Annotated in this window: 27 protein-coding genes; 15 read left to right on the top strand and 12 right to left on the bottom strand. The window is 67.3% G+C overall.

Going from position 1 to position 24,984, the window contains the following annotated elements; genetic code table 11:
- Positions 1 to 2: 2 nt before the first annotated feature.
- The 3 genes from purF to C457_RS12250 form a co-directional block, all read right to left on the bottom strand.
- The gene (gene purF, locus C457_RS12255) at positions 3 to 1,484 is read right to left on the bottom strand and encodes an amidophosphoribosyltransferase (protein WP_008095037.1); all 1,482 of its coding nucleotides are present in this window, start codon (positions 1,482 to 1,484) and stop codon (positions 3 to 5) included.
- Positions 1,485 to 1,886: 402 nt separating this feature from the next.
- Positions 1,887 to 2,063 carry a 50S ribosomal protein L37e gene (locus C457_RS19720; protein ID WP_004042936.1) on the bottom strand — a complete coding sequence of 59 codons (177 nt, stop codon included), beginning with the start codon at positions 2,061 to 2,063 and terminating at the stop codon, positions 1,887 to 1,889.
- The gene (locus C457_RS12250) at positions 2,060 to 2,290 is read right to left on the bottom strand and encodes an LSM domain-containing protein (RefSeq protein ID WP_004042938.1); all 231 of its coding nucleotides are present in this window, start codon (positions 2,288 to 2,290) and stop codon (positions 2,060 to 2,062) included. Before C457_RS12250 ends, C457_RS19720 begins: the two co-directional genes overlap by 4 nt.
- A 381-nt stretch (positions 2,291 to 2,671) precedes the next feature.
- Between C457_RS12250 and C457_RS12245 the strand changes: the two genes are divergently transcribed.
- From C457_RS12245 to C457_RS12230, 4 genes are all read left to right on the top strand, one after another.
- Positions 2,672 to 4,024, top strand: a complete 1,353-nt coding sequence (locus C457_RS12245) for a ribonuclease J (protein ID WP_008095031.1) — start codon at positions 2,672 to 2,674, stop codon at positions 4,022 to 4,024.
- Positions 4,024 to 5,070 (top strand): geranylfarnesyl diphosphate synthase, encoded by a 1,047-nt coding sequence (gene idsA3, locus C457_RS12240; protein WP_008095029.1) that lies wholly within the window; start codon positions 4,024 to 4,026, stop codon positions 5,068 to 5,070. The genes C457_RS12245 and idsA3 overlap by 1 nt, the downstream gene beginning before the upstream one ends.
- A gap of 183 nt (positions 5,071 to 5,253) precedes the next feature.
- Entirely contained in the window at positions 5,254 to 6,966 is a 1,713-nt protein-coding gene (locus C457_RS12235) for a glutamate--tRNA ligase (RefSeq protein WP_008095028.1), read from the top strand.
- 66 nt (positions 6,967 to 7,032) lie between these two features.
- Positions 7,033 to 7,692, top strand: coding sequence for a cyclase family protein (locus tag C457_RS12230; RefSeq protein WP_008095027.1), 660 nt, complete (start codon positions 7,033 to 7,035; stop codon positions 7,690 to 7,692).
- Between the two features lie 28 nt (positions 7,693 to 7,720).
- Here C457_RS12230 and C457_RS12225 read toward each other — a convergent pair whose 3' ends face one another.
- Positions 7,721 to 8,200: a DUF456 domain-containing protein gene (locus C457_RS12225; RefSeq protein WP_004974612.1), complete on the bottom strand. Its 480-nt coding sequence runs from the start codon at positions 8,198 to 8,200 to the stop codon at positions 7,721 to 7,723.
- Positions 8,201 to 8,369: 169 nt separating this feature from the next.
- On the opposite strand from C457_RS12225, the gene C457_RS12220 reads away from it, so the two are divergent.
- The 6 genes from C457_RS12220 (at position 8,370) to C457_RS12195 (ending at position 14,400) form a co-directional block, all read left to right on the top strand.
- The gene (locus tag C457_RS12220; protein ID WP_004974610.1) at positions 8,370 to 8,699 is read left to right on the top strand and encodes a 4Fe-4S dicluster domain-containing protein; all 330 of its coding nucleotides are present in this window, start codon (positions 8,370 to 8,372) and stop codon (positions 8,697 to 8,699) included.
- A 130-nt stretch (positions 8,700 to 8,829) separates the two neighbouring features.
- Positions 8,830 to 9,711: an electron transfer flavoprotein subunit beta/FixA family protein gene (locus tag C457_RS12215; RefSeq protein WP_049913602.1), complete on the top strand. Its 882-nt coding sequence runs from the start codon at positions 8,830 to 8,832 to the stop codon at positions 9,709 to 9,711.
- A gap of 2 nt (positions 9,712 to 9,713) precedes the next feature.
- Entirely contained in the window at positions 9,714 to 11,453 is a 1,740-nt protein-coding gene (locus C457_RS12210; protein WP_008095025.1) for an electron transfer flavoprotein subunit alpha/FixB family protein, read from the top strand.
- Positions 11,450 to 13,114: an FAD-dependent monooxygenase gene (locus tag C457_RS12205; RefSeq protein ID WP_008095024.1), complete on the top strand. Its 1,665-nt coding sequence runs from the start codon at positions 11,450 to 11,452 to the stop codon at positions 13,112 to 13,114. The genes C457_RS12210 and C457_RS12205 overlap by 4 nt, the downstream gene beginning before the upstream one ends.
- 13 nt (positions 13,115 to 13,127) lie before the next feature.
- Positions 13,128 to 13,568, top strand: a complete 441-nt coding sequence (locus C457_RS12200) for a hypothetical protein (protein ID WP_008095023.1) — start codon at positions 13,128 to 13,130, stop codon at positions 13,566 to 13,568.
- Between the two features lie 97 nt (positions 13,569 to 13,665).
- Positions 13,666 to 14,400, top strand: coding sequence for a GNAT family N-acetyltransferase (locus C457_RS12195; RefSeq protein WP_008095021.1), 735 nt, complete (start codon positions 13,666 to 13,668; stop codon positions 14,398 to 14,400).
- Between the two features lie 98 nt (positions 14,401 to 14,498).
- On the opposite strand, the gene C457_RS20645 is transcribed toward C457_RS12195, so the two are convergent.
- Positions 14,499 to 14,663, bottom strand: a complete 165-nt coding sequence (locus C457_RS20645) for a hypothetical protein (protein WP_008095019.1) — start codon at positions 14,661 to 14,663, stop codon at positions 14,499 to 14,501.
- An 83-nt stretch (positions 14,664 to 14,746) separates the two neighbouring features.
- The gene (gene tmcA, locus C457_RS12190) at positions 14,747 to 17,011 is read right to left on the bottom strand and encodes a tRNA(Met) cytidine acetyltransferase TmcA (RefSeq protein WP_008095017.1); all 2,265 of its coding nucleotides are present in this window, start codon (positions 17,009 to 17,011) and stop codon (positions 14,747 to 14,749) included.
- A gap of 372 nt (positions 17,012 to 17,383) precedes the next feature.
- Between tmcA and rpl7ae the strand changes: the two genes are divergently transcribed.
- From rpl7ae to C457_RS12165, 5 genes are all read left to right on the top strand, one after another.
- Positions 17,384 to 17,746 carry a 50S ribosomal protein L7Ae gene (gene rpl7ae, locus C457_RS12185; protein WP_004042964.1) on the top strand — a complete coding sequence of 121 codons (363 nt, stop codon included), beginning with the start codon at positions 17,384 to 17,386 and terminating at the stop codon, positions 17,744 to 17,746.
- A 6-nt stretch (positions 17,747 to 17,752) separates the two neighbouring features.
- Positions 17,753 to 17,977 (top strand): 30S ribosomal protein S28e, encoded by a 225-nt coding sequence (locus C457_RS12180; RefSeq protein WP_004042966.1) that lies wholly within the window; start codon positions 17,753 to 17,755, stop codon positions 17,975 to 17,977.
- Positions 17,978 to 17,979: 2 nt separating this feature from the next.
- On the top strand, positions 17,980 to 18,180 hold the full coding sequence (locus C457_RS12175) for a 50S ribosomal protein L24e (RefSeq protein WP_004974594.1): 201 nt from the start codon (positions 17,980 to 17,982) through the stop codon (positions 18,178 to 18,180).
- Positions 18,180 to 18,644 (top strand): nucleoside-diphosphate kinase, encoded by a 465-nt coding sequence (gene ndk, locus C457_RS12170; protein ID WP_008095011.1) that lies wholly within the window; start codon positions 18,180 to 18,182, stop codon positions 18,642 to 18,644. The genes C457_RS12175 and ndk overlap by 1 nt, the downstream gene beginning before the upstream one ends.
- 214 nt (positions 18,645 to 18,858) lie before the next feature.
- A complete protein-coding gene (locus C457_RS12165; protein ID WP_008095010.1) occupies positions 18,859 to 19,431 on the top strand; it encodes a hypothetical protein in 573 nt (190 codons plus the stop codon).
- Between the two features lie 26 nt (positions 19,432 to 19,457).
- Here the strand turns inward: C457_RS12165 and C457_RS12160 are convergent, their stop codons facing one another.
- From C457_RS12160 to C457_RS12135, 6 genes are all read right to left on the bottom strand, one after another.
- Positions 19,458 to 19,970, bottom strand: coding sequence for an ester cyclase (locus C457_RS12160; protein ID WP_008095008.1), 513 nt, complete (start codon positions 19,968 to 19,970; stop codon positions 19,458 to 19,460).
- Positions 19,971 to 20,130: 160 nt separating this feature from the next.
- Positions 20,131 to 21,204, bottom strand: coding sequence for a methionine synthase (locus tag C457_RS12155; protein ID WP_008095006.1), 1,074 nt, complete (start codon positions 21,202 to 21,204; stop codon positions 20,131 to 20,133).
- Positions 21,201 to 22,208 carry a vitamin-B12 independent methionine synthase gene (locus tag C457_RS12150; RefSeq protein ID WP_008095003.1) on the bottom strand — a complete coding sequence of 336 codons (1,008 nt, stop codon included), beginning with the start codon at positions 22,206 to 22,208 and terminating at the stop codon, positions 21,201 to 21,203. The genes C457_RS12155 and C457_RS12150 overlap by 4 nt, the downstream gene beginning before the upstream one ends.
- A gap of 59 nt (positions 22,209 to 22,267) precedes the next feature.
- Complete coding sequence (locus C457_RS12145; RefSeq protein ID WP_008095001.1) at positions 22,268 to 22,864, bottom strand: HemK2/MTQ2 family protein methyltransferase; 597 nt, start codon at positions 22,862 to 22,864, stop codon at positions 22,268 to 22,270.
- Positions 22,861 to 24,087: a mechanosensitive ion channel family protein gene (locus C457_RS12140; protein ID WP_008094999.1), complete on the bottom strand. Its 1,227-nt coding sequence runs from the start codon at positions 24,085 to 24,087 to the stop codon at positions 22,861 to 22,863. The genes C457_RS12145 and C457_RS12140 overlap by 4 nt, the downstream gene beginning before the upstream one ends.
- A gap of 9 nt (positions 24,088 to 24,096) precedes the next feature.
- Complete coding sequence (locus tag C457_RS12135; protein WP_008094997.1) at positions 24,097 to 24,960, bottom strand: 16S ribosomal RNA methyltransferase A; 864 nt, start codon at positions 24,958 to 24,960, stop codon at positions 24,097 to 24,099.
- Between the last annotated feature and the right edge of the window lie 24 nt (positions 24,961 to 24,984).

Genomic DNA, 24,984 nt, shown 5'->3' with positions numbered 1-24,984 from the left:
ACTCAGTCGCTCAGCGGCACTTCGGCACCGACGACGGGGCGACTCACGTCGCGGTCGGTCTCCTCGCCGTCGATGTCGTACGGGTACTCGCCGGTGACACAGCCGAGACAGAGGTCGGCGCGGGACTTTTCGAGCACTTCGGCGACGGCGTCGATAGAGAGGTAGCCGAGACTGTCGGCGTCGATGGTGTCGCGGACCTCCTCGACGGACTTGTCCGAGGCGATGAGTTCCTCGCGGGTGGCCATGTTGATGCCCATGTAACAGGGCGCGACGATGGGCGGCGCGCCGATGCGCATGTGGACCTCGGTCGCACCGGCGTCGTACAGCAGTTGGACGAGCTGGTTCGAGGTCGTCCCGCGGACGATGCTGTCGTCGATGAGCGTCACGGACTTGCCCTCGACGGTGCTCTTGATGGGGTTGAGCTTGAGGCGGACGGCGCGCTCGCGCTCGTCCTGAGTCGGCATGATGAACGTCCGGCCGACGTAGCGATTCTTCATCAGTCCCTCGGCGAACTCGACGGTCGCGTCGTCCTCTTGGGCGGCCTCCGCGTAGCCGGAGGCGAACGCGCGGCCCGAGTCGGGAACGGGCATGACCACGTCGGTGTCGACGCCGTTTTCCTCCCAGAGCTTCCGGCCGAGCCCGCGGCGGACCTCGTAGACGAGCGTGTCGTTCATCACGGAGTCCGGGCGGGCGAAGTAGATGTGTTCGAAAAAGCAGTGGGCCGTGTTGTCGCGTTCGACCAGTTGATACGAGTCGAAGCCGCTTCCGTCGGGGTTGAGGACGACGAGTTCGCCCGGTTTCACGTCGCGGACGAGTTCGCCGTCGAGCGTGTCGATGGCTGCCGACTCGGAGGCGAGCACGTAGCCGTCGTCGAGTTTGCCGATACAGAGCGGACGATTTCCTTCGGGGTCACGCACGCCGAGGACCGTCTCGTCGTGCATGATGGTGAGCGCGTACGAGCCGTGAATGCGCTCCATAGTCCGCTTGACGGCACGGACGAGGTCCTCTTCGAGGAGATTGCGCGCGAGGTCGTGGGCGATGACCTCGGTGTCGCCCGTCGAGGTGAAGGCGTGACCGAAGTTCTCCAGTTCGTCGCGGAGTTCGTTGGCGTTGACGAGGTTACCGTTGTGCGCGAGCCCGAGCGACCCCGACTTGAACGAGACGGCGAACGGCTGGGCGCACGACTTCGACACGTCGCCGGCGGTGGGGTAGCGGACGTGGCCGATGCCCGCCTCGCCCTTCAGGCCGTCGAGGTCGTCGGCACCGAACGCGTCGCCGACGAGACCCATCTGGACGTGACTGTGCTGTTGGAACCCGTCGTGGGTGACGATGCCTGCGGACTCTTGGCCCCGGTGCTGGAGGGCGTACAGCGAGTAGTACAGGGGCCGTGCGGCGTCTCGACCGCCGAGTGCGACGCCGACGACACCGCACTTCTCGGTCGGTCCGCCGATGTGGTGGTGGGAGTCGTCCCGCCCAGTTACCATGGAAGATGATAGAGAGTCGAGGGGGTAAAAAACCCGTCCTTATGCAGTAACGACGGGTTCAGGAACCGGCAAATATACACATGGGTGCATATCTCGGACGCGGTGGTGACCGCTCGGTGGGGCGGGAATTCGACGAGAGCGGGAGATGCGCTGCATGGACGGCGAGGGCTGAAAACGGAGGTAAACCAACCCAGCCGAGAGCGGTGACGAGATGAAGTGACAGTTCGGGAAACCGGAAAACACGAGGAAGGAACTCGGGTGGGACGGGCGGGGAGCGACGCCGTACTCGGTGCTAGCGAGTGTCACGGGCGCGGGGACAAACCGGGAGTCAGGAACGCGGGTTCGTTCTCGCCGCAGACGGCGAGAGAGAAGACAGAGACGGTCTGAGACCGTCGAGAGTCGTTAGTTGTCGCCGGACTTCGACTGCCAGGCGTAGCTCCGACGCTTCTTCGACTTACCGAAGCCGCAAGACGAGCAGACCTTCTTCTTCACGTGGTAGGACTTCTCGCCGCAGCGACGGCACTTGACGTGCGTCGTCTTGTTCTTCTTTCCTTGGCTAGGGGTTCCTGCACCCGTCATGCTTTGATGGTGACGACGTTATCGCCGCGTATAATGGTTGTGTCTTGGACTTGCTCGAGTTCGATATCCCCGGGCACGGTGTCTTCGTCCAGCGCTTCTTCGAGTACGACGTTCATGTGCTGGTCGTAACCAGCGAGGACGCCGAAGTACGCGTTTCCATCCTTGAGGAGAACCGTCACCGGCTCGTCGAGTGACGCTTCGAGGACGTCGAGGGGTCGGCCGCTCATGCATCAAACCCGTCTCGTAGTTATCTTAAATGTGCCGGACCGACAGTGCGAGATGGCCCTCGAATCCGATCGTCCGGGTCGAAATCGTCGTCGAACGGAGGAAAAACCCGGTTCACGTGAGACTTTCTCTCACGATCCCGGGCGTGCGGGCGCGGTGAACCCACGTAGTTTTTAGTACCCCCGTGAGTAGAACTCAGTACCAGAAACCCGCGGGTAAGTGCGGGCGCGCCCAGTTCGACCGGTTCGGGCCGTCTCGTACGCGGGGTCATTCGACCGACGAGCTGCAAGACGCCGGGGCCGGTGGCCCCCAGACACCCGTCTTTCCGTGAGCACCTTCGCCACATCGTGGCTTTCGATGCTCGGAATATCGAGACACAAACCATGGAAATCGAAATCGCAACCATAGGCGGATACGAAGAAGTCGGCCGTCAGATGACGGCTGTCCGTGCCGGAGACGACGTCGTCGTCTTCGACATGGGTCTCAACCTGTCGCAGGTCCTCATCCACGACAACGTCGAGACCGAAAAGATGCACAGCCTCGACCTCATCGACATGGGCGCTATCCCGGACGACCGGGTCATGAGCGACCTCGAAGGAGACGTGCAGGCCATCGTCCCCACGCACGGTCACCTCGACCACATCGGTGCCATCTCCAAGCTCGCCCACCGCTACGACGCCCCCGTCGTCGCGACGCCCTTCACCATCGAACTGGTGAAACAGCAGATCGAAGGCGAGAACAAGTTCAACGTCAACAACGACCTCGTCAAGATGGAAGCCGGCGAGACGATGTCCATCGGCGACTCCGGCAACGTGGAACTCGAATTCGTCCACGTCACTCACTCCATCATCGACGCCATCAACCCGGTCGTCCACACGCCCGAGGGTGCCGTCGTCTACGGTCTCGACAAGCGCATGGACCACTCGCCGGTTCTCGAAGACCCCATCGACATGAAGCGCTTCCGCGAAATCGGTCGCGAGGGCAACGGCGTGCTCGCGTACATCGAAGACTGTACGAACGCCGGCCGGAAGGGCCGCACGCCCTCCGAGTCCGTCGCGCGCCGCCACCTCAAAGACGTGATGACCTCCGTCGAGGACTACGACGGCGGCATCGTGGCGACGACGTTCTCGTCGCACATCTCCCGGGTCTCCTCGCTCGTCGAGTTCGCCAAGGACATCGGCCGCCAGCCGGTCCTCCTCGGTCGCTCGATGGAGAAGTACTCCGGCACCGCCGAGCGCCTCGGCTTCGTCGACCTCCCCGACGACCTCGGGATGTACGGCCACCGCAAGTCCGTCGACCGCACCTTCAAGCGAATCATGAAGGAGGGCAAGGAGAACTACCTGCCCATCGTCACGGGCCACCAGGGCGAGCCCCGCGCGATGCTCACCCGCATGGGCCGCGGCGAGACGCCGTACGAGATTGAGGACGGCGACAAGGTCATCTTCTCGGCGCGGGTCATCCCGGAGCCGACGAACGAGGGCCAGCGCTACCAGTCCGAGCGCCTCCTGCGCATGCAGGGCGCGCGCATCTACGACGAGATTCACGTCTCGGGCCACCTCCGCGAGGAGGGGCACTACGAGATGCTGCAGGCGCTCCAGCCCCAGCACGTCATCCCGGCTCACCAGAACCTGAAAGGCTTCGCTCCGTACGTGGACCTCGCGGAGAGTCAGGGCTACGCCCTCGGTCGCGACGTCCACGTCACGCGGAACGGCAACATGATTCAGCTGGTGGAGTGATGACTCCCGACGCGACGGAAAAGCGGGTGCTCGAGGCGATTCGCGAGCGGCGCGAACTCGTCAACGACGCGCTCGACGAGGACGTACCGATGGCCGAGCCCGAACGGCTCTACGAGGCCTCCCGGTACCTCCTGAAAGCCGGCGGCAAGCGTCTCCGGCCGACCGTCTCACTCCTGACCGCGGAGTCGCTCGCGGACGTCGAACCGATGTCCGAGGACTACCGGGCGTTCCCGACGCTCGCGGGCGACGCCATCGACGTGATGGTCGCGGCCGTGAGCATCGAGGTCATCCAGTCGTTCACGCTCATCCACGACGACATCATGGACGACGACGACCTCCGTCGCGGCGTCCCGGCGGTCCACAAGGAGTACGACAACTCGACCGCCATCCTCGCCGGCGACACGCTGTACGCCAAGGCGTTCGAACTCCTGACGAAGACCGGCGCTGACCCGGCCGACGGCCTCGAAGCCGTCCGCCGACTCGCGACCACCTGCACGCAGATCTGCGAGGGGCAGGCGCTCGACATCGAGTTCGAGCGCCGCACCGAGGTGCTCCCCGACGAGTACCTCCAGATGGTCGAACTGAAGACGGCAGTCCTCTACGGGACCGCGGCCGCCGTTCCGGCGGTCGTCATGGGCGCAGACGACGACGTCGTGGAGGCGCTCTACCAGTACGGCATCGAGTCCGGCAGCGCGTTCCAGATTCAGGACGACGTGCTCGACCTGACCGTGCCGTCGGAGCAGCTCGGCAAACAGCGCGGCTCCGACCTCGTGGAGAACAAAGAGACCATCATCTCCCTCCACGCGCGCCAGCAAGGTATCGACGTAGACGACCTCGTCGACGCCGAGACGGCCGAGGAGCTCACCGAGGAGGCCGTCGAGGCCGCCGTCACCGAGCTGAACGAAGCGGGCAGCATCGACTACGCCCGCGAGATGGCCGAAGACCTCACCGAACAGGCCAAGTCGCGGCTCGACGTCCTTCCGGACAACGAGGCCCGCGAGCTGCTCTGCGACATCGCGGACTACCTCATCACCCGCGGCTACTGAGAGCGCGACGCGCCCGCGAACCGCGGCCACGAGGATTTCTCTTCGGTCCGTCCGTCTCCCGAGCCCCGCCGCCGTAACGCATATCTGATCTGGAGTGCTAACATCCCACGTACCCCTGCCCGCGCGAGGTCCCTTCCCCGCAATCCGGGCCTGTTTTTAGGCGCGCCGCGGAAGCCAACGGTAATGGACGACGAGCTTCGAGAGCGCATCGAGCGAGAGGCCGAAAAGCACGCGCTTCTCAACGCGGTCAAACACGACAGCGACGCCGACGTGGGCGCGATTATGGGCCCGCTGATGGGCGAGAACCCCGACTTCCGACAGCACGGCGGCGAGATTCCGGGGCTCATCGGCCCCGTCGTCGCCGAGGTCAACCGGCTGTCTGCGGGCGAAAAGCGCGACCGACTCGAAGACCTCGCGCCCGAGGAACTCGCCGAGATGGAAGCCGAGGAGGAAGCGGACGACTCGCTCCTCCCCGACCTCCCCAACGTCGAGGCGGACGACGAGGTCCGAATGCGCGCCGCGCCGAACCCCAACGGTCCGTGGCACCTCGGCCACGCCCGCATGCCCGCGGTCATCGGGACGTACAAGGAGATGTACGACGGCTCCTTCATCGTCCGGTTCGACGACACCGACCCGGAGACGAAGCGGCCGGACCTGACGGCCTACGACGCCATCCTCGACGACATCGACTACCTCGGGTTCGAGCCCGACGACGTGATTCGCGCCTCCGACCGGGTGAAGACGTACTACGACTACGCCCGCGAACTCATCGAGATGGGCGGCGCGTACACCTGTTCGTGTTCGGGCGAGGAGTTCTCGAACCTGAAGAACGACGGGAAGCCGTGTCCGCACCGCGACAAGGACCCTGAGACGACCCGCGAGGAGTTCGAGGACATGGTCGAAGGCGAGTACAGTTCGGGCGAGATGGTCCTCCGCGTCAAGACCGACATCGAACACAAGAACCCCGCGCTGCGCGACTGGGTCGCCTTCCGCATGATAGACACGCCGCATCCCCGCGAGGAGGCGGCTGACTACCGCGCGTGGCCGATGCTCGACTTCCAGTCCGGCGTCGACGACCACCTCACGGGCGTCACCCACATCATCCGCGGCATCGACCTGCAGGACTCCGCGAAGCGCCAGCAGTTCGTCTACGACTACTTCGGCTGGGACTACCCCGAGGTCGTCCACTGGGGCCACGTGCAGGTCGACGCCTACGACGTGAAGATGTCGACGTCGAGCATCAAGGAACTCATCGACTCGGGCGAAGTCGAAGGCTGGGACGACCCGCGCGTGCCGACCATCAAGAGCCTCCGCCGCCGCGGCATCCGCGGACAGGCTATCGTAGACGCGATGGTCGGTCTCGGCACCTCCACCTCGAACGTCGACCTCTCGATGTCGACGGTCTACGCGAACAACCGCGACCTCGTCGACGACGACACGGACCGCTACTTCCTCGTCCGCGATGGGACGGAGTTCGCCGTCGAGGGCGGCTCCGACAGCGCCCACCCGCCGCTCCACCCGAGCTTCGAGGAGCGCGGCACCCGCGACATCCCCGTCGGCGACAGCGTCCTCCTCGAATCGGGCGACGTGCCCGCCGAGGGCGAGCGCGTCTGGCTGAAGGGCTTCGGTGCGGTCCGCCGCGAGGGCGACTCGCTCGTCGCCACCGGCGACGACCTCGACGTGGTCCGCGAGGGTGACGTGGCCGTGATTCACTGGGCACCGACCGACGGCGTCCCGGTCCGCATGCGCACCATGGACGGCGACGTGACGGGCGTCGCTGAACCCGACTTCGGCGACGTACCGGCGGACGAACTCGTCCAGTTCGAGCGCGTCGGCTTCGTCCGCGTGGACGACCGCGGCGACGACGAGACTGTCGTCTACTTCGCGCACAAGTGAACTGAGCGACGGACAGTCGCTCTCGACACGAACACTCGTTTTACCCACCCCCGCCTAAGGGGCGGTATGACCCTCCTCGACCTCACCCGACGCGTCGAGACCGGGATGCCGACGTACCCCGGCGACCCGCCCGTCGCAGTCGAGTCGCACGCCGACTTCGAGGCCGACGGCTACCGCGTCTCGCGGCTCGAACTCGGGACTCACGCCGGAACGCACGTCGACGCGCCCGCACACACCGAACCGGACGGCGCGACCCTCGACGACTTCCCGGTCGAGGAACTCCGGTTCACCGCTCGGGTCGCCGACTGCCGAGACGCGGGCCCCCGCGGTCGAATCGGGCCGGACGCGATTCCGGAACACCTCGAACCGCGCGTGGACTTCCTCGTGTTCCGAACCGGCTGGGAGGACGAGTGGGGTACGGAGCGTATGCCCGACCACCCGGCGCTCGCGCCCGAGACGGCTCGGGGCTGCGCAGAACGGGGGCTCTCTGTCGGCATCGACGCGCTCAGCCCGGACCCGACCGGCGGCGACGGCGTCCCGGCGCACCATGCGATTCTCGGGGCGGGACTGCTCGTCGTCGAGAACCTCCGCGGGTTGGACGCGCTGCCGACCGACCGGACGTTCGACTTGTACGTCATGCCGCTGCGCGTGGACGCCGACGGCGCGCCCGCTCGGGTCGTCGCCGACGCGGAGACGGGACTGATTCGGCGTCGAGACGAGCGGTAACTCGGGAGCGAAGCGAAGTCGGCCGGCGTTAGAGCACCACGACGAGGACGAAGCCGACGAGCATCGAGAAGGTCAACAGCGCCTGCACCGCCGCTGTGGCGAGGACGCCGACCGTGGCGACGAGGGCTCGCCGACCGCTCTCTTCCGCGTCTTGGTGTTCGAGGTATTCGAGGGCGAAGACCGTGCCAGCGACGCCGACGAAGATGCCGAGCGGGCCGATGAGGAACATGAGCAGGAAGCCGGCGACTCCGGCGACAATCGACGTTCGGGTCGACGCGCCGCCGAACCGCGCGGCGACCATCCCGCCCGCGTAGTCGGTGACGAGCGCGACGAGGCCGACGAGGGTGAGACCGACGAACGCGATGGGCCCGGGGTCCGAAAAGCCGGTCGATACCCAGTAGACGACCACGCCGAGCACGGAGAGGAGCGCGCCGGGGAGGAGCGGAAGCACGCTCCCGACGACGCCGAGGACCAAGAGGGCGAGCGCGACCCAGAGGAACACGTCCATACCGGGGTGGTTCGGGCCGGGGGCTATTCACCCCACCGAGTGGGCGCGTCGAGGCCGCGGCGGAAGGACGGCGGGTGTGACCGGGTTCTAACTCGCGCGCCACGTCGCCCGGGTTCCGCCCGTTCGGGGGATAGTTTATTGCCTCTACCGAAATATGTCACTAAGAGTCATGGCTATCGACCCGCAGTTCGAGACAAACAGGGAGAAGGTCGGAGAGGAAAACGGCGTGGCCGTCTGGGGACCGGTCGACCCGCCGGAGAAACACGGCATCCACGGCACGCACGTCGCGGTGGACTTCGACATCTGTCTCGCCGACGGAGCGTGTCTGGAAGACTGCCCCGTGGACGTGTTCACGTGGGTCGACACGCCGGGGCACCCGGAGTCCGACATCAAGGCCGAACCGACCCACGAAGACCAGTGCATCGACTGCATGCTCTGTGTCGACGTCTGCCCGGTCGACGCCATCGACGTCGACCCCGGGCGAGCGGGACGCATCTGAGGGAAGAAACCCCGATTTTTTGCGGGCGACACCGCCGACAGCGACGTCGATACGCGGCGCGGACATTCCGGTCACCTAGTACAAAAGATTATTATGAATATGAGCTAGCATTAACTGGAGAGTGTTCTCAATGCACATGGTGGTACTTACAAAAGGCGTGCCCGACTTCCGGGAGGGCCAGGTATCGTTCGACGAGGACGGGCACCTCGAACGGGGGAAGACGCCCACAGTGATGAATCCGAACGACCGCTTCGCGCTGGAGGCGGCGCTCCAGACGCGGATTCGACACGGCGGGCGAGTGAGCGTAATGAGCATGGGGCCGCCGGGGTACAAGGAGGTGTTACGCGAGGCGATGGAGACGGTGTACGCCGACGACCTCCACCTCGTCTCGGACCGCGAGATGGCGGCCGCCGACACGTGGGCGACGGCCATCACGCTCAGCGCGGGCATCGAGACGCTCGGCGAGCCGGACGTGGTGTTCGCCGGGTTCAAGACCGCAGATGGGGAGACGGGCCACACCGGCCCGCAGACGAACTGGTGTCTCGACATGCCGCTCGTCACGCACGTCATCTCCCTCGACATCGACGAAGCGGAGGGGACGCTGCGCGCCAAGCGGCTGGTCGAAGGCGATATCGAGGAGATAGAGACCGTCGAGACGGAGCTTCCGGCGTTCGTCGTCGCGGACCCCGAGTTCGAGCCGTCGTATCGGACGGCGGGCGAGCGCCTGACGCTGAAGGACCTGCGCGAGGAGACCCGAGCACGCGCCGAGAACTACGAGGAGCACCTGACGGTGCGGGACCACGCCGACATCAACGTCGACCCGGACTACATCGGCCTCGACGGCTCGCCGACCATCGTCTCGTCGGTCGACCCGATTCCGAAGGCCCCGGCGGAGCGGGAGGCGACGATGGTCGACCCGGAGGATACGGGAGCCATGCAGGACGTACTGGGCGCGATGCAGTCGGCGGTCGGCGACGACGCCGGCGACGCCGCGGCCGCGGGGGGTGACTGAACGTGACCGACTTCGACCCCGGCGACTACGAGATTTCGGAGCTCGGCCCGGCCATCAAGGACATCGACGACCTCGGCGAGTTAGAGGAGATTCTACAGGTGGAACACCGCGGACAGAACCGCGCGCCGGCCATCGCCCTCATCGAGAGCCGCATCGAGAAGTTCTCCGAGGACGACGAAGAACCGGCCGACGCCGACGAGATGGACCTCGCGTCGATGAGCACCGCGGAGGTCGGAAACGCCCTCCAGAGCGTCGAGGAGGTCTCGGACCTCGAATCCCTCCTCGAACGCGAGGAAGCCGGCGAGGACCGCGACCCGGTGAAGCGGCTCATCAGAAGCCGCATCGACTCCGTGAAGGGAAGCGACGAGGAGGACACGGAAATCGAGGTGGATGACCGGACGCCCGAGGAGCGCCACCCGGACCTCGACCATCCGACCCGGGACAAGCGGCACGTCCGGTCGCTCCACGGGGGGACCTACCGCGACATGTGGGTCTACTGCGAGACGCAGGCGGGCGAACTCGTGGACGTGTCCAAGGAGATGCTCGGCAAGGCCCGCGACCTAATGGACACCTACAACGACGACTACACGACCGACGAGCGGGTCGTCGCGGTCCTCATCGGCTCCGACGTGTCGAAGCACGTCGAGGACGTCATCGCCTACGGCGCGGACGTGGTCGTCGTCCGCGAGGACGCCCGGCTCGAACGCTTCCAGCACAAGCCGTACACCGAGATATTCTGCGACATGGCCCGCGCGGGGGCCACCCACGATAACTTCGAGGTCGAAGGCGGCCGCGACGAGCCGTGGCGCGACTACGACAAGCCGCGGTACGTGCTGTTCCCGGCGACGAACAACGGTCGGGACCTCTCGGCGCTCGTGCAGGCCGAACTCGACTCCGGCCTCGCCAGCGACTGCTCGGGGCTCTACATCACGGAGGAGGTCATCTCGAACCCGGTCAAGACCGGCGTCGCCGGCGAGAAAAAGGAGTTCCAGCGCGTCCTGCACATGAAGCGCCCGGACTTCTCCGGCTTCGAGTACTCGACGATTCTCTGTATCGACAACCCGACGCGGGAGTTTCACCCGCAGGGCGCGTCGGTCATCCCGGGGAGCTTCGACCTGCCCGAACCCGACGCCGAGCGCGAGGGCCTCGTGGTCGAACACGACGCCCCGCTCGACGACGACTGGTTCCGCGTCACCGTCACCGACTTCGACCAGCTCGACGAGGGTATCGACCTGACCGGCCACGACGTCGTCGTCGCGGTCGGCCGCGGCATCGGCGACGACCCGACGAAGGGCATCGAACTCGCCTTGGACCTCGCCGACCAGTTCGAGGACGCCGAGGTTGGCGTCACCCGCGGCATCGTCACGGGGTCGTTCAACTTCGACGGCCACGTCGAGCAGTACACCCACGAGGACAGACAGATCGGCGAGACCGGACAGGTCGTCGCGCCGAAGCTCTACGTCGCGGCGGGCATCTCCGGCGCGATCCAGCACAAGGTCGGCATGGACGAGTCCGACACCATCGTCGCGGTCAACACCGACCCCGACGCCCGCATCCGCGACTTCTCGGACTACTTCATCGAGGGCGACCTCTTCGAGGTGCTGCCGCGGCTGACGACGGCGCTCAAGGAGGGCCGGTTCGAGGCGGCGGTGGCGAGCGACGGAGGGAACACGACATCGGCTACGTCGGGCGAAACGCCCGACAGCGGTTCGGTAGCGGACGACCGAGGTGAGTCACGATGAGCGACTACGAACACTACGAAGCGCTCGTCGTCGGGGCCGGACCCGGCGGCGCGGCGGCGGCCGCGACGTTCGCCAACTACGGCATCGAGACGCTCGTCCTCGAACGCGGCGTCGAGGCCGGGTCGAAGAACGTCTCGGGCGGGCTCATCTACGCCGAGGAGTCCGCGCCGTACACTATCGACGACCTCTTTCCGGGGTTCCGAGAGGCGGCCGCCGAGCGGCCCATCACGAAGTACCGCATCCACAACATCGCCGGCGACAAGGTCGAGTCGTTCGACCTCACGGACCTCCACGAGCACGACACCGAGTGGTCCGACTCCGTCCTCCGGCGAAAGATGGACTCGTGGCTCGAAGACCGCGTCCACGAACGGACCCGCGAGACGGGCGGCGGCCTCCTGACGGGCGTCCACGTCAACGGCCTGCTCCGCGAGGAGGGCCGCATCGTCGGCGTCACGCTGGACGAACTCGACCCGATAACCGCCGACATCATCGTCGCGGCCGACGGGGTGAACTCCGAACTCGCCCGCGACGCGGGCCTGATGGACTGGGACGAGCCCGACGAGTGGTTCCAGGGCGTCAAGGCCGTCGTCGACATGCCGGAAGACGCCATCGCCGACCGGTTCGACGTGGCGGACGACGAGGGCGCGGCACACCTGTTTTCTGGCGACCTCTTCGAGGGCGTCCGAGGCGGCGGCTTCCTCTACACAAACCGCGACACGCTGTCGCTCGGGACGGTGTTCCATCTCGACAGCCTCGTCGCGGAGGAGGCCGAACCGCACCAGCTCCTCGACGCCCTCCTGACTCACCCGCTTCTCGCGCAGTGGCTCGGCGACGACTACACGGAACTGGAGTACAGTGCGAAACTCGTACCCGACTCGAAGAAGGTCGCCCTGCGCGAACCGCACTTCGGCCGCCTGCTCCTCGTCGGCGACGCGGCCGGCCAGATGCAGGCGCAGGGGCCGATAATCAAGGGCATGAACCACGCCGTCACCGCCGGGGCGCTCGCCGCGGAGTCGTACGCGCAGGCTAAATCGCGCAACGAGCCCGAAAAAGCGGGGACTCGCTACGCCCGCAAGCTCCGGAGCGAGGGCGTGATGAAGAAGCTCCGGCCCCGCGGCTACGAACTGCTCCGCGGCGTCGCCGAGGACGACGGCGTGACCGACGTGGTCGACACCGTGCTCACCTCGGCGGTCGGGCGCGCCGGCATCCGCGCGCTCTCGGGGCGGCTCGAACGCCTCTACAACGTCCCGACGCTGTCGGCGCTGATGCCGGACACGCGGACGCCCTACGTCACGCTCCCGACGGTCATCGCCGAGGAGTTGGGGACGCGGGTCCGTGACCAGAGCTCGGTGACGCCGCCGGACCTCGAAGCCCGCATCGGCGGGTTGACCTACGACACCGACATCGGCAACCCGCACATCACGCTCCGCGACGAGTCCTACGAGGCCAGCGGGGCTGCGGTGGCGGCCTGTCCCGTCTCGGCGGTCGACTTCGGCGGCGGCTGTTACCGTGAGGAAGTCGTCCGAACCAACGGCTCGGAGGAGCGCGTCGTCAGCCTCGACACCCAGCCCTGCGTCGAGTGCGGCACCTGCGCCGTCGTCGCCGACACCGAGTGGACCCACCCACGCGGCGACAAGGGCGTCGAGTTCAAGTGGGGGTGACGGGGGTGAGACGATGAGTCGCGACGTGGCTCAATCGAAGTCCCGCGCCGTCGCCGACGGTCGCGGTGCCGAGGAGCGACACCCCGAAGACGTCCGGTTCGGGGAGCGCGCCAGAGCCCTCGCCGCCGAGGCGCGAGAAGCGCGGGAGTCGTTCGACCCGCCGCCGCCGTCGGCCGCGGACCAACGCGCGCTCGAATGCGCCCGCGACGGCGTCGGCCCGGCGGTCTCGCTCTACGTCAGCGCGCGGACGGGCGACCGGCAAGTCTCCTTCACCGGCGAGGAGTTCGAACTCCTCCACCGGGCGATGAACGACTGGCTCGACATGTACGCCCGGTGCTACGGGGTCGACCTCGACGCGGACTTCACGGTCCGCGAAGCAGCCGAAGTCCTGCTGCGGACCCACGACGTGCTCGACACCGCCCAACTGCTGACCTGTGTCCCCGAGAGGCGCTGAAGTCGGCGCACGGACCCCGATTCACCCGTCGGCTCCACCGACTGTCGCCGGGTCTGGCACGAACAACAATTATAAATCATGAGTGTGATTGTGTACCATGGAAGTAACTGACAGTCTCAACTTCGGACACAAAGACCGCAAGGACATCTACGAGTACATCGAGCGGCACGGGACCGTCCGCGAGGACGAGGTTCGGCGGGCGCTCAACTTCGAACCGGCGGCGCTGGGGGCGCACCTGACGGTTCTGCGACGGGACGGCTACATCCGGAAGGTCGGCAACCACGTGGAGGTGGCCTACGCGCCCGGCGAGGCGGAGACGGTCGAACTCGGCGACCTCGACGTGACGATTCGGATGGCCCAGAACGTCGACTTGGAGAGCCTCGTCGACGCCATTCACGAGGTCGCCGACGAGGGCCGGTACATCGAGGCCGAGACGGTCGCCGACCTACTCGACCACGAGGAGGTCGTCCTCCGACACAACGAGGTCAGTTCTCGGATGGTGTTCGTCGCCACCGTCGGCGACGAACTCGCCGGCTGGGTTCACCTCGACCTGCCCGAGGCGGAGAAGCTGAGCCACACCGCCGTCCTGACGGTCGGCACGCGGCCGGAGTTCCGCGGCCACGGCATCGGGAGCAAGCTCCTCGACCGCGGCGTCGACTGGGCTCGGGAGCGCGGCTTCGAGAAGCTCTACAACAGCGTTCCGGCGACCAACGAGGAGGCAATCGCGTTCCTCGAAGGCCACGGCTGGGAGACCGAAGCCGTCCGCGACGCCCACTACAAGATAGACGGCGACTACGTCGACGAAGTGATGATGGCCGTCTCGCTCCGGTGAGCGCAGACCGGCCCCACTCCGACCCTGAATTTCTGCGCGCTGTCTTCTCCGGCCAGCGACGCGTCGGGGTGCGACTGCCCCGCTCGCGACCGACCGTGCTACGCCCAGTCGTCTTCGGCCCCGTCGAGGGGTTCGGCGACGACGCCGTCCTGCTGAACGAGCGCCCTCGCGTGGGCCGTACAGACGTCTCTGTCGGCGTCCCACGGCACGTAGAGCCTGACCGCCGCGACGTTCTCGCAGTCGGGTTCGCTACAGTCGGCCATACGGGGAGCGTCGGCGCCGACGACTATCGGTGTGTCGGCGAGTCGCGGCCCAGCCGTCTCTCCGCCCGCCGCGCGCCTCGCGCTCACCGGAATCGCTCGCGTTCCTCGTGGGCCGCGTCGGTGCCGTACTCGTCCACGAGCGGTTCGTAGGCGTCGCCGAGCGCGCGCATGGCTCCCGCGGTCGAGTGGAAGTCGAGTTCGTCGGCGACGGCGTTCCACGGCCGGGTCTGGAGGACCTTGCGGACCAGCAGTCGCTCCTCCCGAGGCGTGAGCGAGGCCCGCTCGGGGGTCGTGAGGTGCGCGAGGCCGAGGCGACGGAACGCGCCGGGCGCGGTCGTGTAGAGCCCCGGGCCGTAGGACGCGCCCACGACGACGCGCCACTCGTACTCGGAGAGGTCCGGTGAGAACGCGGTGTCGACGGCGGCGAGGGCCGCCCGTGCCACGTCGGCGTCGAGGTCCGAGAGGGCGTCGCCGAGCACGTCGCCGACGCGGCCGAGGAACCACGCCGCGTGGCGGTCGCGGAGGTCGCGGCCGGCGGGCGACAGGGGGTGCATCATGAGCGCCGAGTACTCGCCGCTGGTGTCGTTTCTGGTGGTCGAGAGGTGGACCGTCCCGTAACCGTTGTCGCGCCAGAACGAGAGGAGTTCGGGCGTCGCGCCGAAGCCGACGCCGAGGTAGTCCGCGTCGCCCGCGAACTCGTCGCGTATCTCCGAGAGGAGCCGCGAGCCGAGCCCGGACGACCGGACCGCGTGGTGGGTGGCGATGCGCATCACGCGGTAGCCGACGGGGACGCCGGCCGCTTCGTCCCGGAGTTGGCTCGTGAACACGTCGGGGAGCATGTTCCCGCGGATGCGGCCGCCGTCGTACATGTGCCGGCGGGTGTCGGCGTCGAGGCCGCCCTCGCGGGCGAGGAGCGCGACCGAGACGACTCGCCCCTCGTGGGTGAGCGCCCGGAGCGTCAGGTTCGGAGCGTCGAGAAGTCGGGCGAGGTCGTCCGGTTCGGTCCGGTAGTGCGCGAGGACGAGCAGGCCGAACGCTTCGCGGAGCAGGTGTTCGTCAGCCAGCAGGTCGTCGGGCGAAAGCGTCCGGTAGGAGACGGTATCGGGCGTCGCGTCAGCGACGAGCTGGTCGACCGGCGGCCGAGCGTCGAGGAGGAGCGCGCGGAACGTCCACGACTCGACGGGGTCGCCGGCGGCGTAGCGAATCGGGTCGTCGAGGCGCGCGTCGGTCACCTCGCGGTCCGCGTCGTCGAGGCGGTCGCGGAAGCGGACGGCGAAGCCGCGGCCCGCGCCCTCGTAGCCCCGGACGGTCGTACAGAAGGCGACCGCGGGCGCGGCGAGGAACGATTCGAGGAGCCTGACGGGCAGGGCGGCCGCCTCGTCCACGACGAGCGCGTCGGCGTCGGCCGCCGCCGCGCCGGCTTCCGTGGGCGGGACGTAGCGGACGCGACCGCCGCTCTCGGCCGCGAGGTCGAAGTCGTCCGCGCCGCCGCCTCGGAGCGCGCCGAGTTCGGAGAGAAGTCGCTCCGCGCGGGCGAACACCTCGGCGGCGTTTCGCTTTCCGGGCGCGGTCACGACCACGTCCGCGCCCTCCGCGGCGAGACTCCCGGCGGCGAGGCCCGCCGCGCTCGACTTCCCGCGGCCGCGGTCGGCCTCCACGACGATGGCGTTTCCAGGGTCGGCCAGCGCTTCGAGCGCTTCGAGCGCGGCGGACTGGTCGGCGGTGAGACAGTTCTCGTAGGCGCGCCGCGGGAACCGTCGGTTCTTCTCTCTCGGTATCCGCGGCGGGGCGGCGTCGAAACTGATTCCCTGTCGGTACGCGCCGTCGCGCTCGACGGTCCCCGAATCGAGGTCGACGAGGGCGACGCCGGGGTGGTCCCGGAGCGTCGAGACGAGTCGGCCGCGGAAGCGCCCGGTCACGTCCGCGACGGAGAACGGCGGGACCGCCAACCGCTCGTCGAAGGAATCGCGGCGGGCGGGCCACTCGTCGAGGGGTGGCGTGAGCAGGACGAGCAGGCCGCCGCCGTCGACTGCGCCGGCGACGCGGCCGAGCGCGTTCGCCGAGAAGTCCTCGTGGGCGTCGAGGACGACGAGCGTCCGGGTCGTCCCGAGCAGCGACGAGGCGCGCTTCGGTTCGACGCGGTGGAAGCGAAAGCCCTCGCGGGCGGTGACGAACGTCACCTCGTCGTCGGGGACGTCGGCCCCGCGGACCGCGTCGAAGGCGGCGTCGATGCCGGCGTCCCGGTCGCCGGCGAGGACGAGGAGGCGTCGCTGGTTCGTCGCCAGTGCCTCCGCACGGCGGGCGGCGGCGAGCGCCTCGACGTCGGGGTCGTCGCCGAGTTCGGTCATGGGGGTGATACGCCGGCGCGACTATTCACATTCTTCGGTCGGGTGCGAGCGCGCTCGTCCCCAGTCGGTTCAGCCAGCGGTTTCGGTGGGGTGTCACACCCCGCCACGGGCGTTTCGTGTGAGCAATTGACACGAGAATCCGGGGCGCTTCGGTCGGCGAGAAATCGGGTGTTCGCGGGTCGTGCGGACGCGTCGCACGGCGGTACGATTTTGAAAGCGCTTTTATGGGGGCCGAAGCAAAGAGTGGTTACAGCCTGTCCGGGGTTGATGAACCTCCTCGCCGTAGGGAAATCGTTGACCGGTCGCGACCGACCGACCGGTGTGATACCGGCGAGGGAGTCGAGCCCGCGAGCAGGATATAGGTGAACAACAATGGCTGTCTACGTAGACTTCGACGTACCGGCCGACCTCGCTGACAGCGCCGTCGAGGCGCTCGAGGTCGCCCGAGATACTGGTATCGTGAAGAAAGGAACCAACGAAACGACCAAGTCCATCGAGCGGGGCAACGCCCAGCTCGTCCTCATCGCGGAAGACGTCTCCCCCGAGGAGATCGTCATGCACCTGCCCGAACTCGCCGACGAGAAGGGCATTCCGTTCATCTTCGTCGAGACGCAGGACGACATCGGCCACGCCGCCGGCCTCGAAGTCGGCAGTGCCGCGGCCGCCATCGTCGACGCCGGCGACGCGTCCGACGATGTCGAGGACATCGCGACTAAGGTCGAGGACCTTCGATAACCGACCATGAGCGCGGACGAACAAGCCAGCGACTCGACGCCTGCCGAAGTCATCGAAGTCGTTGGAAAGACTGGGATGCACGGCGAGGCCATGCAGGTCAAGTGCCGCATCCGCGAAGGCTCCAACCAGGGCCGTATCATCACGCGAAACGTGCTGGGTCCCGTCCGCGAGGGCGACATCCTCCAGCTCCGCGAGACTCAGCGTGACGCCGACTCCATCGGAGGGCAGTAACAATGGTCGAAAAGCGCACGTGCGACTACAGTGGTGAGGAAATCGAGCCCGGCACGGGCACGATGTACGTCAAGACCGACGGCACCATCCTCCACTTCAAGGACTCGAAGGCCGAGAAGAACTACTTCCTCGGCCGCGAGGCCCGCGACCTCGAGTGGACGGAGGCCGGCCGCCGCGCGAGCGGCAAGTCGGAGGACAACTGATGTCCGACGCAGAGCGCACCTTCGTGATGGTCAAGCCCGACGGCGTCCAGCGCGGCCTCATCGGAGACATCGTCTCCCGCTTCGAGGACCGCGGTCTGAAGATGGTCGCCGGCAAGTTCATGCAGATCGACGAGGAGCTCGCTCACGACCACTACGGTGAGCACGAGGGCAAGCCCTTCTTCGAGGGTCTCGTCGACTTCATCACGTCCGGTCCCGTCTTCGCGATGGTCTGGGAAGGACAGGACGCGACGCGACAGGTTCGCGGCATGATGGGCGAGACGGACCCCGCAGAGTCCGCTCCCGGTACCATCCGCGGCGACTACGGTCTCGACCTCGGCCGGAACGTCATCCACGGCTCCGACCACGAGGACGAGGGCGCGAACGAGCGCGAAATCGCGCTCTTCTTCGACGAGGACGAACTCGTCGACTACGAGCGCATCGACGAGACCTGGCTCTACGAGTAAGTCTCGTCTCGCGGTTCTCACGTTTTCTGCCGAGAGGAGCGACGGCCACGTCTCCCCTCTCGTCCGCGCTCTACCTCCCGAGCGGGCCCCTCGGGGGTACTGTGTGCGGGACACTATCATTGGACATCCACGGTCGGCGACGACCGTCACCGCGACCTGACCGTCCACCGCGCGGCGAACAACGGTTTTCTCGTCGCCCGGCGAAACGTGTCATATGGTCGAAGTTGAACTCGTACTCCTCGCGCTCGCGGCGCTGTTCGTCGTCGGCGCGGTGGCGATGCTCGGCGCGACCGCGGTGGCGGCGTGGACGACCGCGCGACTGGCGGCGACGCTCTCGACGCTCGTGCGTCCGGTCGTCCTCGGGCCGACCGACATCCGCGACGTCGAACTCCGGGTTGCCGGCCTGCGCGCGCTCGACCACGTCGATTCGGGCGTCGTCACGAACGTAGTCCCCGAGCGGCGGCGCGGAGCGAGCGGCCTCGCCCGATTCTCTCGCCGGGACGGCGTGCGGCTCGACCTCGCGCTCGCGACGCCCGACGACCGGACCGCGACGGTCTGGGTGCCGGTTCCCGAGGCCCTGACCGGCGGCTCGCGGTTCGAACGCATCGCCGCGGCGTGCGACGTGCCACCCGAAGAGATTTCAGACGCCGTTGGGACGGAGCTTCCGTTAGTCCGCGGTGCCGACGGTGGGTGGCGAATCGGGAGTGAGGGCAACCGCGGGTTCGGTGGTGCCGACGTTGGAGACGACGCGACTCGGGAACGCTCGTTCGAGACCGAGCGCGTCTAATTCGCGCGACCAGTACTGGCGGGTTGTCAGGCGCGTCGTCGTCGCCCGCCGCCGAGGCGCGACCGAATCCGCCGGGCCGCCAGTTTGGCGACGACCCGCGGCCCCGGCGGAAGCAACCCGAGTTGGCGCGCGATTCCCATCAGGTTCACCAGGTTCCACTGCTCGGCGATGCGGCCGTCTTCGAGCCGGAAGACGAAGAACGCCGGTTGCTCGAACGACTTCCCGGTCGGGACGAGGTTACCCCACGGCTCCTGCGGCGTTCCCCGCGCCGTGAGCCGCATCATCACCCGGTCGCCCTCGCCGACCGCGTCTTCGACAGCGAGGTGCCAGTCGGGGACCGCCCCGCGGAAGCCGAGTATCTGGTCGACCAGCGCGTCTCTTCCCACTCTGTCGACGTCGACGCCCAACTGGTGAGTGACGACGTCCTCGTGGACCAACTCCTCTGCCGCCGCCGCGTCCCCCTCGTTGACGAACTCCTCGATGTATCGGCGGCACAGTTCGACGTTCGTCCGTTCCGGTGCGACTGATTCGGTGCCCATACCGAGCGATACGCTATGATGTATGTTAACATTTATTTCACGTACAGAACGGGGAGACACTCACGACGGCGAGAACGCGATGGGAGTCTGCGACTCTGGAGTTCGATACGGACAAAAAAGACGAGCCGTGAGTTGTTCGGTCGCTCGGACACTCAGCCGCTCAGTCGGCCTGCGGGACGGACGCGTCGAGGTCGATTTCGCCGGCGTCGAGTTCGGCTTCGACCTCGCGGGCGGCTTTGACCATGTTCTCCATCTTCTGGTAGGCGACCTCGCGGGGGAGGAGCTTCACGCCGCAGTCGGGGGAGACGGTGAGTTTCTCCGGCGGGACGACCTTCAGACCCTGCTTGATGTTCTCCTTAATCTCCTCGACAGTCTCGACTTCGGCGGTGTGAACGTCGACGACGCCGAGCGCGAGGTCCGGCTCGAACTCGGGGTCGGTGAACACGTCTATCTGCTCGTAACCGCCGTTGCAGAGTTCCACGTCGAACTCGTCGATGGGGTAGTCGTTGAGTTCGGGGTAGATACGGGAGTAGTCGCCGTAACAGACGTGGAGGCCGATACGGACCTCGTCGGGGACGCCCGCGACGATGCGTTCGAGACACTCGCCGACGATGGCGTGGTCGTCCGGCGTCGTCGCCAGCGCGGGCTCGTCGATCTGGATGTAGGTCGCGCCCGCCTCGACGAGTTGTTCGATCTCCTCGTTGACGAGGTCGGCCAGCGCGTACGCGAGGTCGGCCTCGGAGTCGTAGTGCTCGTTGAACGACCAGCTAGCCAGCGTGTACGGGCCCGTGATGGGCACCTTGACGGGCTTGGAGGCCACGTCGCTCGTGAACTCGAACTCGTCGACCAGCCACGGCTCGTCGTACTCGACCTCGCCGACGACAGAGGGCTTGTCGAAGTAGTTGTGACCCCACACCTTCACCGGGCCGTTGAACTCGTAGCCGGGGATGCGGTGGGCGAAGTACTCGACCATCTCCTCGCGGCGCATCTCGCCGTCGACGACGGTGTCGAGGCCGGAGCGCTCGTGCTCGTTGGTGATGACGCGGCAGGCGTCGTCGTGGGCCTCGTGGAGGTGCTCCTGGGTGAACTTGGAGTCGGGGTCCTCCGCGAGGTCGTTGGCGCGGTTGAGCCACTTGGGCTTCGGGTAGGAGCCGACGACGGTGGTGAGCAGGAAGTGCTCGTTGTCGTGGGCCTCGGGGCGGAACTGCTCGCGGTTCTCGGCGTCGCGGCTCATGCTTCCACCTCCAGTTCGTCCTCGGTGGCGGCCGCGAGGGCGGCGAGTTTCTCCGTCGCGCGGTTCTCGGGCAGGTAGAACAGTTCGGTGTTGGAGGTCACGTAGGCGGTGTCGAACGTCTGGCTCTGGACCTGGTCGAGGGTCCACTCGACGCGCTCGCGGACCGTCTCGGGGTCTTCGACCAGCGTGTTCTGGCCGTCGACGAGACCCAGGGCGATGTCGTCTTTCGTACCGTACTCGTTGATGTTGTAGAGCGTCTGGTCGCGGTCGCCGGCGACGAAGTCGAAGCCAATGGCGTCCACGTCGGCGTCCATGAGGTGCGCGTAGACCTTCTCGTCGAGCGCGCCCCAGTAGGTGTGGACGACTACGTCGGCGTCGGTCGCGTCGGAGACGGCGGAGATGGCCTCGGGGACGCGGTCGTCGACGTCTTCGCCCGGCGGCGAGAACACGAGCGAGGGTTCGAGGAGGAACAGCGTCTCGTGTTCCGGGAAGGCGTCTACCTCGCCGGCGAGGAACTCGCTCACAGCGTCGAGGAAGTCGGCCTCGTCGCCGTAGTACTCGTCGGTCGCGAGGTCCGAAAGCGAGTACGGGCCGGGGAGGACCGCCTGCAGCGACTCGTCGCCGAGGAGGTCGGCGGTGGCGTCGAGTTCGGCCGCGACGTCGCCGGAGAAGGTGAGTTCGCCGCGGACCTGCGGGTCGCGGTAGAAGTTGTTGTTGTCGTAGTAGCGGACGATACCGCCGGTCTCGACGTTCTCGTGGACCGTAAGCGGGTGTGCGAGCATGTCGTCCCAGCGGAGTTGCCCCTCGACGACGCGGTCGAGGCCGGCGTCAGTCTGTTCGGAGACGACTTCCTCGCGAGCGCGGTCGTACGCGCTCACGATATCTGCGCCCTCGTTACCGGAGATGAGGTCGTGTTTCTGGTGGCCCTTGAGGTCGGAAAGCTCCTGTTTCGCCCAATCCGGGAGGGGATACAGTCCCGGTGTCGTCGAGACGAGTTCAGTCATCACTCCTGGCTAAGAAATGACGGACTATAATATTTCCTGTATCAACATATGCGCATTGGTTATTCCAACGCGAGCACCGTGAGCGTCTCGTAGGGGTACGACTCCTGGACGACGACCTCGTGGCCGAAGCCGTTCGCCTCGGCGCGGGCGAGCACCTCGTCGTAGCCGGTGAAGCTACTCACGAGGAGGAAGACGGTCCCGCCGGGCTTGAGGATCCGGCCGACCGTGTCGAGGAATGGGTCGATGATTTCGCGGCCGTCCTCGCCGCCGGTGAGCGCGACTTCCATCCAGTCGTCGCGCGCGGCTTCGAGATCCTCGGGAAGGTACGGCGGGTTGAACGCCACCGCGTCGAAGGCGTCGTCGCGGAACGGTTCGACGAGGCTCCCGCGAACGACCTCGAAGCCGCGGCCGCCCTCGGCGCGGATGGCTGCGGCCCGCTCGGCCGCCTGCCGGCAGGCGTGGGGGTTGAGGTCGCTCGCGACCACGTCGGCGTCGGTCTTCGTCGCGAGTTGTTCTGCGACCCAGCCCGAGCCGGTGCCGACTTCGAGGACGCGTCCCGAGACGCGCCCGACCGCGGCCTGCGCGAGCAGTCCAGAGTCCTCCGCGGGCTGATAGACCGAGGTGTTCATCCCGCGGCGCTCGGCGAGGTCGGTCATTCGTCGGCCTCCTTGGAACCAGTCGAGGCGCCGCCATCGCCGCCCTCGACGCCGCCGTCGGCTTCGGGGCTCGCTTCGGGCCGCGTATCGGTGAGGGGAATCGGCCCCGAGGGGTCGCGCTCGGACAGCGCGCGCTGCGGGAACGGGATGGTGATATCTTCCTCCGCGAACGCCTCGTGGACGGCCGAGATGGTCGCCGTGCGGGCGCGCCACCACCGGCGGGCGCTCGGGCGGTCTATCCACGGGCGAACCCCGAGGACGACCGCGGAGTCGTCGAACCGCTTGGCGACGACCTGCGGCTTCGGCACCGAGAGCACCTCGTCGAGGTCCTCCACCGCCGCCTGCGCCACGTCCGCGGCGTGGTCGATGTCGGTCTCGTAGTCGACGCCGACCTCGACGTCGAGGCGGAGTCGACCCTTTCGGCTCCGGTTGACGAGGCTCTCTGAACTCACCACGTCGTTCGGAATCATCACGAACTCGCCGTCGAACGTCTGGATGCGCGTGTTCACGACCGTGATTTCGGTGACGATGCCCTCGTGGTCGCCGACTTCGACCCAGTCGCCGATTTCGAACGGCCGGGAGAACATGATGACGAAGCCCGCGATGAGCGCGCCGAGAGTCTGTCTCGCGGCCATCCCGACCACGATACCGAGGAAGCCAGCGCCGACGAGGAAGCCGCCGAGGTCGGCCCGCCAGATACCGAGAATGACCGCGAGCGTGGCGAGGTAGGTCGTCACCTGCGCGATGCGGTAGATGATTTCGCGCTGGTGGTCGGAAATCTCCGGGCGCGTGCTCGCAATCTCGCCGATGAACCGACCGAGGACGCTCGTGAGGACGTACGCGCCGACGACGAACGCCGCCGACAGCGCGATGCGGACGAACGTCTGCCTGTTGAGGTCGTACTGCGTCGAAATCGTGCCGATGTCGCCCGACAGCGACCAGACCGCGAAGACGAACGCCCCGCCGCCGGCGACGACGACGAGTCGGAGCACCGTCACCGAGAGGTGCCACACTGGCATCGAGACGGCGTCGACCTCCTTGTCGTGGAGCCGCGCGCCGAGCCGCCAGACGGCGACGACGGCGACGGTCACGAGGAGGCTCGCGGCGACGCGGAGTTCGAACGTCGGGAACAGCGACGCGATGTCGAGAACCGTGTCGCTCTGGAGGGGCGTGCCGGTGGAAGCGAGACGAGAGAGGGTCACGGCGAGCGCGGGGCGTATCATGGAGTTAGGTTACCGGCCGACCGACGCGGCGAGTTCCGCGAGTTCGGCGAACTCCGCGGGAGCCATGTTGCCGGCGCGCTTTCGGAGCACGTCCTCGTCGGCCGCCTCGACGACCGCTTCGGGGTCCGACAGCCCGGAGATGTGCGCCGTGTTTCGGATGCCGTTTCTGATGGTCTTCCGTCGCTGGGTGAACAGCGCCTTCACGAAGTCGAGGAAGAACGCCTCGTCTTCGACCTCGTACTCTGGGTCGCGCGGCGTGATGCGGACGACGACGCTCTGGACCGCCGGCTTGGGGTCGAACGCCTCGCGGGGGACGTGCTCGCAGACCTCGACGTCGCCGTAGTGCTGGGTGCTCACCGAGAGGCGGCCGTACTCCGAGGTGCCCGACTCGGCGGCCATCCGCTCGCCGAACTCCTTTTGGAACATCAACACCAGCGGCTTCCCGCGGGGGAGCAACCGGAACGAAATCTCCGAGGAGATGCCGTACGGGAGGTTCGAGACGCACGCGGTGAACTCGGGCAGGTCGACCTCGAGCGCGTCGCCCTCGACGACGGTGAGCCGTCCCGCTTCGACCTCGTCGGCGAACTCGCGGCGCAGGTGCTCGGCGAACGTCCGGTCCTGTTCGACGACGGTCACGCGGTCGGCGACGCCGAGCAGTCGGTCCGTGAGGACGCCCGGTCCGCCGCCGATTTCGAGGACGTGCGAGCGGTCCGCGTCCTCGGGGAGGTACGTCGGGATGCGGTCGACGACGCGGTCGTCGACGAGGAAGTGCTGGTCGTGGTCCGGGTTCCCGCGAGCGCCCGCCCGCCGGATGAGGGCGTCCGGGTCGCGCGCGCCGGCCCCGCGGACCTGTTCGCTGCCGTCGCTCGTCATTGGGAGAGGTATCGTGCGGGAGCG

The organism is Haloferax prahovense DSM 18310 (genome assembly GCF_000336815.1).
Lineage (GTDB): Archaea > Halobacteriota > Halobacteria > Halobacteriales > Haloferacaceae > Haloferax > Haloferax prahovense.
The sequence above is the reverse complement of the archived record's forward strand: the minus strand, read 5'-3'. Positions and strand labels throughout refer to the sequence as shown.

Excerpts from the sequence above, each read along its gene's own strand:
- C457_RS12175 (WP_004974594.1), top strand. The coding sequence starts at position 17,980 with ATGGTCGAAAAGCGCACGTGCGACTACAGTGGTGAGGAAATCGAGCCC.
- C457_RS12230 (WP_008095027.1), top strand. The coding sequence starts at position 7,033 with ATGACCCTCCTCGACCTCACCCGACGCGTCGAGACCGGGATGCCGACG.
- C457_RS12205 (WP_008095024.1), top strand. The coding sequence starts at position 11,450 with ATGAGCGACTACGAACACTACGAAGCGCTCGTCGTCGGGGCCGGACCC.
- C457_RS12245 (WP_008095031.1), top strand. The coding sequence starts at position 2,672 with ATGGAAATCGAAATCGCAACCATAGGCGGATACGAAGAAGTCGGCCGT.
- C457_RS12180 (WP_004042966.1), top strand. The coding sequence starts at position 17,753 with ATGAGCGCGGACGAACAAGCCAGCGACTCGACGCCTGCCGAAGTCATC.
- C457_RS12195 (WP_008095021.1), top strand. The coding sequence starts at position 13,666 with ATGGAAGTAACTGACAGTCTCAACTTCGGACACAAAGACCGCAAGGAC.
- C457_RS12165 (WP_008095010.1), top strand. The coding sequence starts at position 18,859 with ATGGTCGAAGTTGAACTCGTACTCCTCGCGCTCGCGGCGCTGTTCGTC.
- C457_RS12140 (WP_008094999.1), bottom strand. The coding sequence starts at position 24,087 with ATGATACGCCCCGCGCTCGCCGTGACCCTCTCTCGTCTCGCTTCCACC.
- C457_RS12215 (WP_049913602.1), top strand. The coding sequence starts at position 8,830 with ATGCACATGGTGGTACTTACAAAAGGCGTGCCCGACTTCCGGGAGGGC.
- purF (WP_008095037.1), bottom strand. The coding sequence starts at position 1,484 with ATGGTAACTGGGCGGGACGACTCCCACCACCACATCGGCGGACCGACC.
- rpl7ae (WP_004042964.1), top strand. The coding sequence starts at position 17,384 with ATGGCTGTCTACGTAGACTTCGACGTACCGGCCGACCTCGCTGACAGC.
- C457_RS12160 (WP_008095008.1), bottom strand. The coding sequence starts at position 19,970 with ATGGGCACCGAATCAGTCGCACCGGAACGGACGAACGTCGAACTGTGC.
- C457_RS12220 (WP_004974610.1), top strand. The coding sequence starts at position 8,370 with ATGGCTATCGACCCGCAGTTCGAGACAAACAGGGAGAAGGTCGGAGAG.
- C457_RS12135 (WP_008094997.1), bottom strand. The coding sequence starts at position 24,960 with ATGACGAGCGACGGCAGCGAACAGGTCCGCGGGGCCGGCGCGCGCGAC.
- C457_RS12225 (WP_004974612.1), bottom strand. The coding sequence starts at position 8,200 with ATGGACGTGTTCCTCTGGGTCGCGCTCGCCCTCTTGGTCCTCGGCGTC.
- C457_RS20645 (WP_008095019.1), bottom strand. The coding sequence starts at position 14,663 with ATGGCCGACTGTAGCGAACCCGACTGCGAGAACGTCGCGGCGGTCAGG.
- C457_RS12250 (WP_004042938.1), bottom strand. The coding sequence starts at position 2,290 with ATGAGCGGCCGACCCCTCGACGTCCTCGAAGCGTCACTCGACGAGCCG.
- C457_RS12235 (WP_008095028.1), top strand. The coding sequence starts at position 5,254 with ATGGACGACGAGCTTCGAGAGCGCATCGAGCGAGAGGCCGAAAAGCAC.
- C457_RS12150 (WP_008095003.1), bottom strand. The coding sequence starts at position 22,208 with ATGACTGAACTCGTCTCGACGACACCGGGACTGTATCCCCTCCCGGAT.
- idsA3 (WP_008095029.1), top strand. The coding sequence starts at position 4,024 with ATGACTCCCGACGCGACGGAAAAGCGGGTGCTCGAGGCGATTCGCGAG.
- C457_RS12155 (WP_008095006.1), bottom strand. The coding sequence starts at position 21,204 with ATGAGCCGCGACGCCGAGAACCGCGAGCAGTTCCGCCCCGAGGCCCAC.
- C457_RS19720 (WP_004042936.1), bottom strand. The coding sequence starts at position 2,063 with ATGACGGGTGCAGGAACCCCTAGCCAAGGAAAGAAGAACAAGACGACG.
- tmcA (WP_008095017.1), bottom strand. The coding sequence starts at position 17,011 with ATGACCGAACTCGGCGACGACCCCGACGTCGAGGCGCTCGCCGCCGCC.
- C457_RS12145 (WP_008095001.1), bottom strand. The coding sequence starts at position 22,864 with ATGACCGACCTCGCCGAGCGCCGCGGGATGAACACCTCGGTCTATCAG.
- ndk (WP_008095011.1), top strand. The coding sequence starts at position 18,180 with ATGTCCGACGCAGAGCGCACCTTCGTGATGGTCAAGCCCGACGGCGTC.
- C457_RS12200 (WP_008095023.1), top strand. The coding sequence starts at position 13,128 with ATGAGTCGCGACGTGGCTCAATCGAAGTCCCGCGCCGTCGCCGACGGT.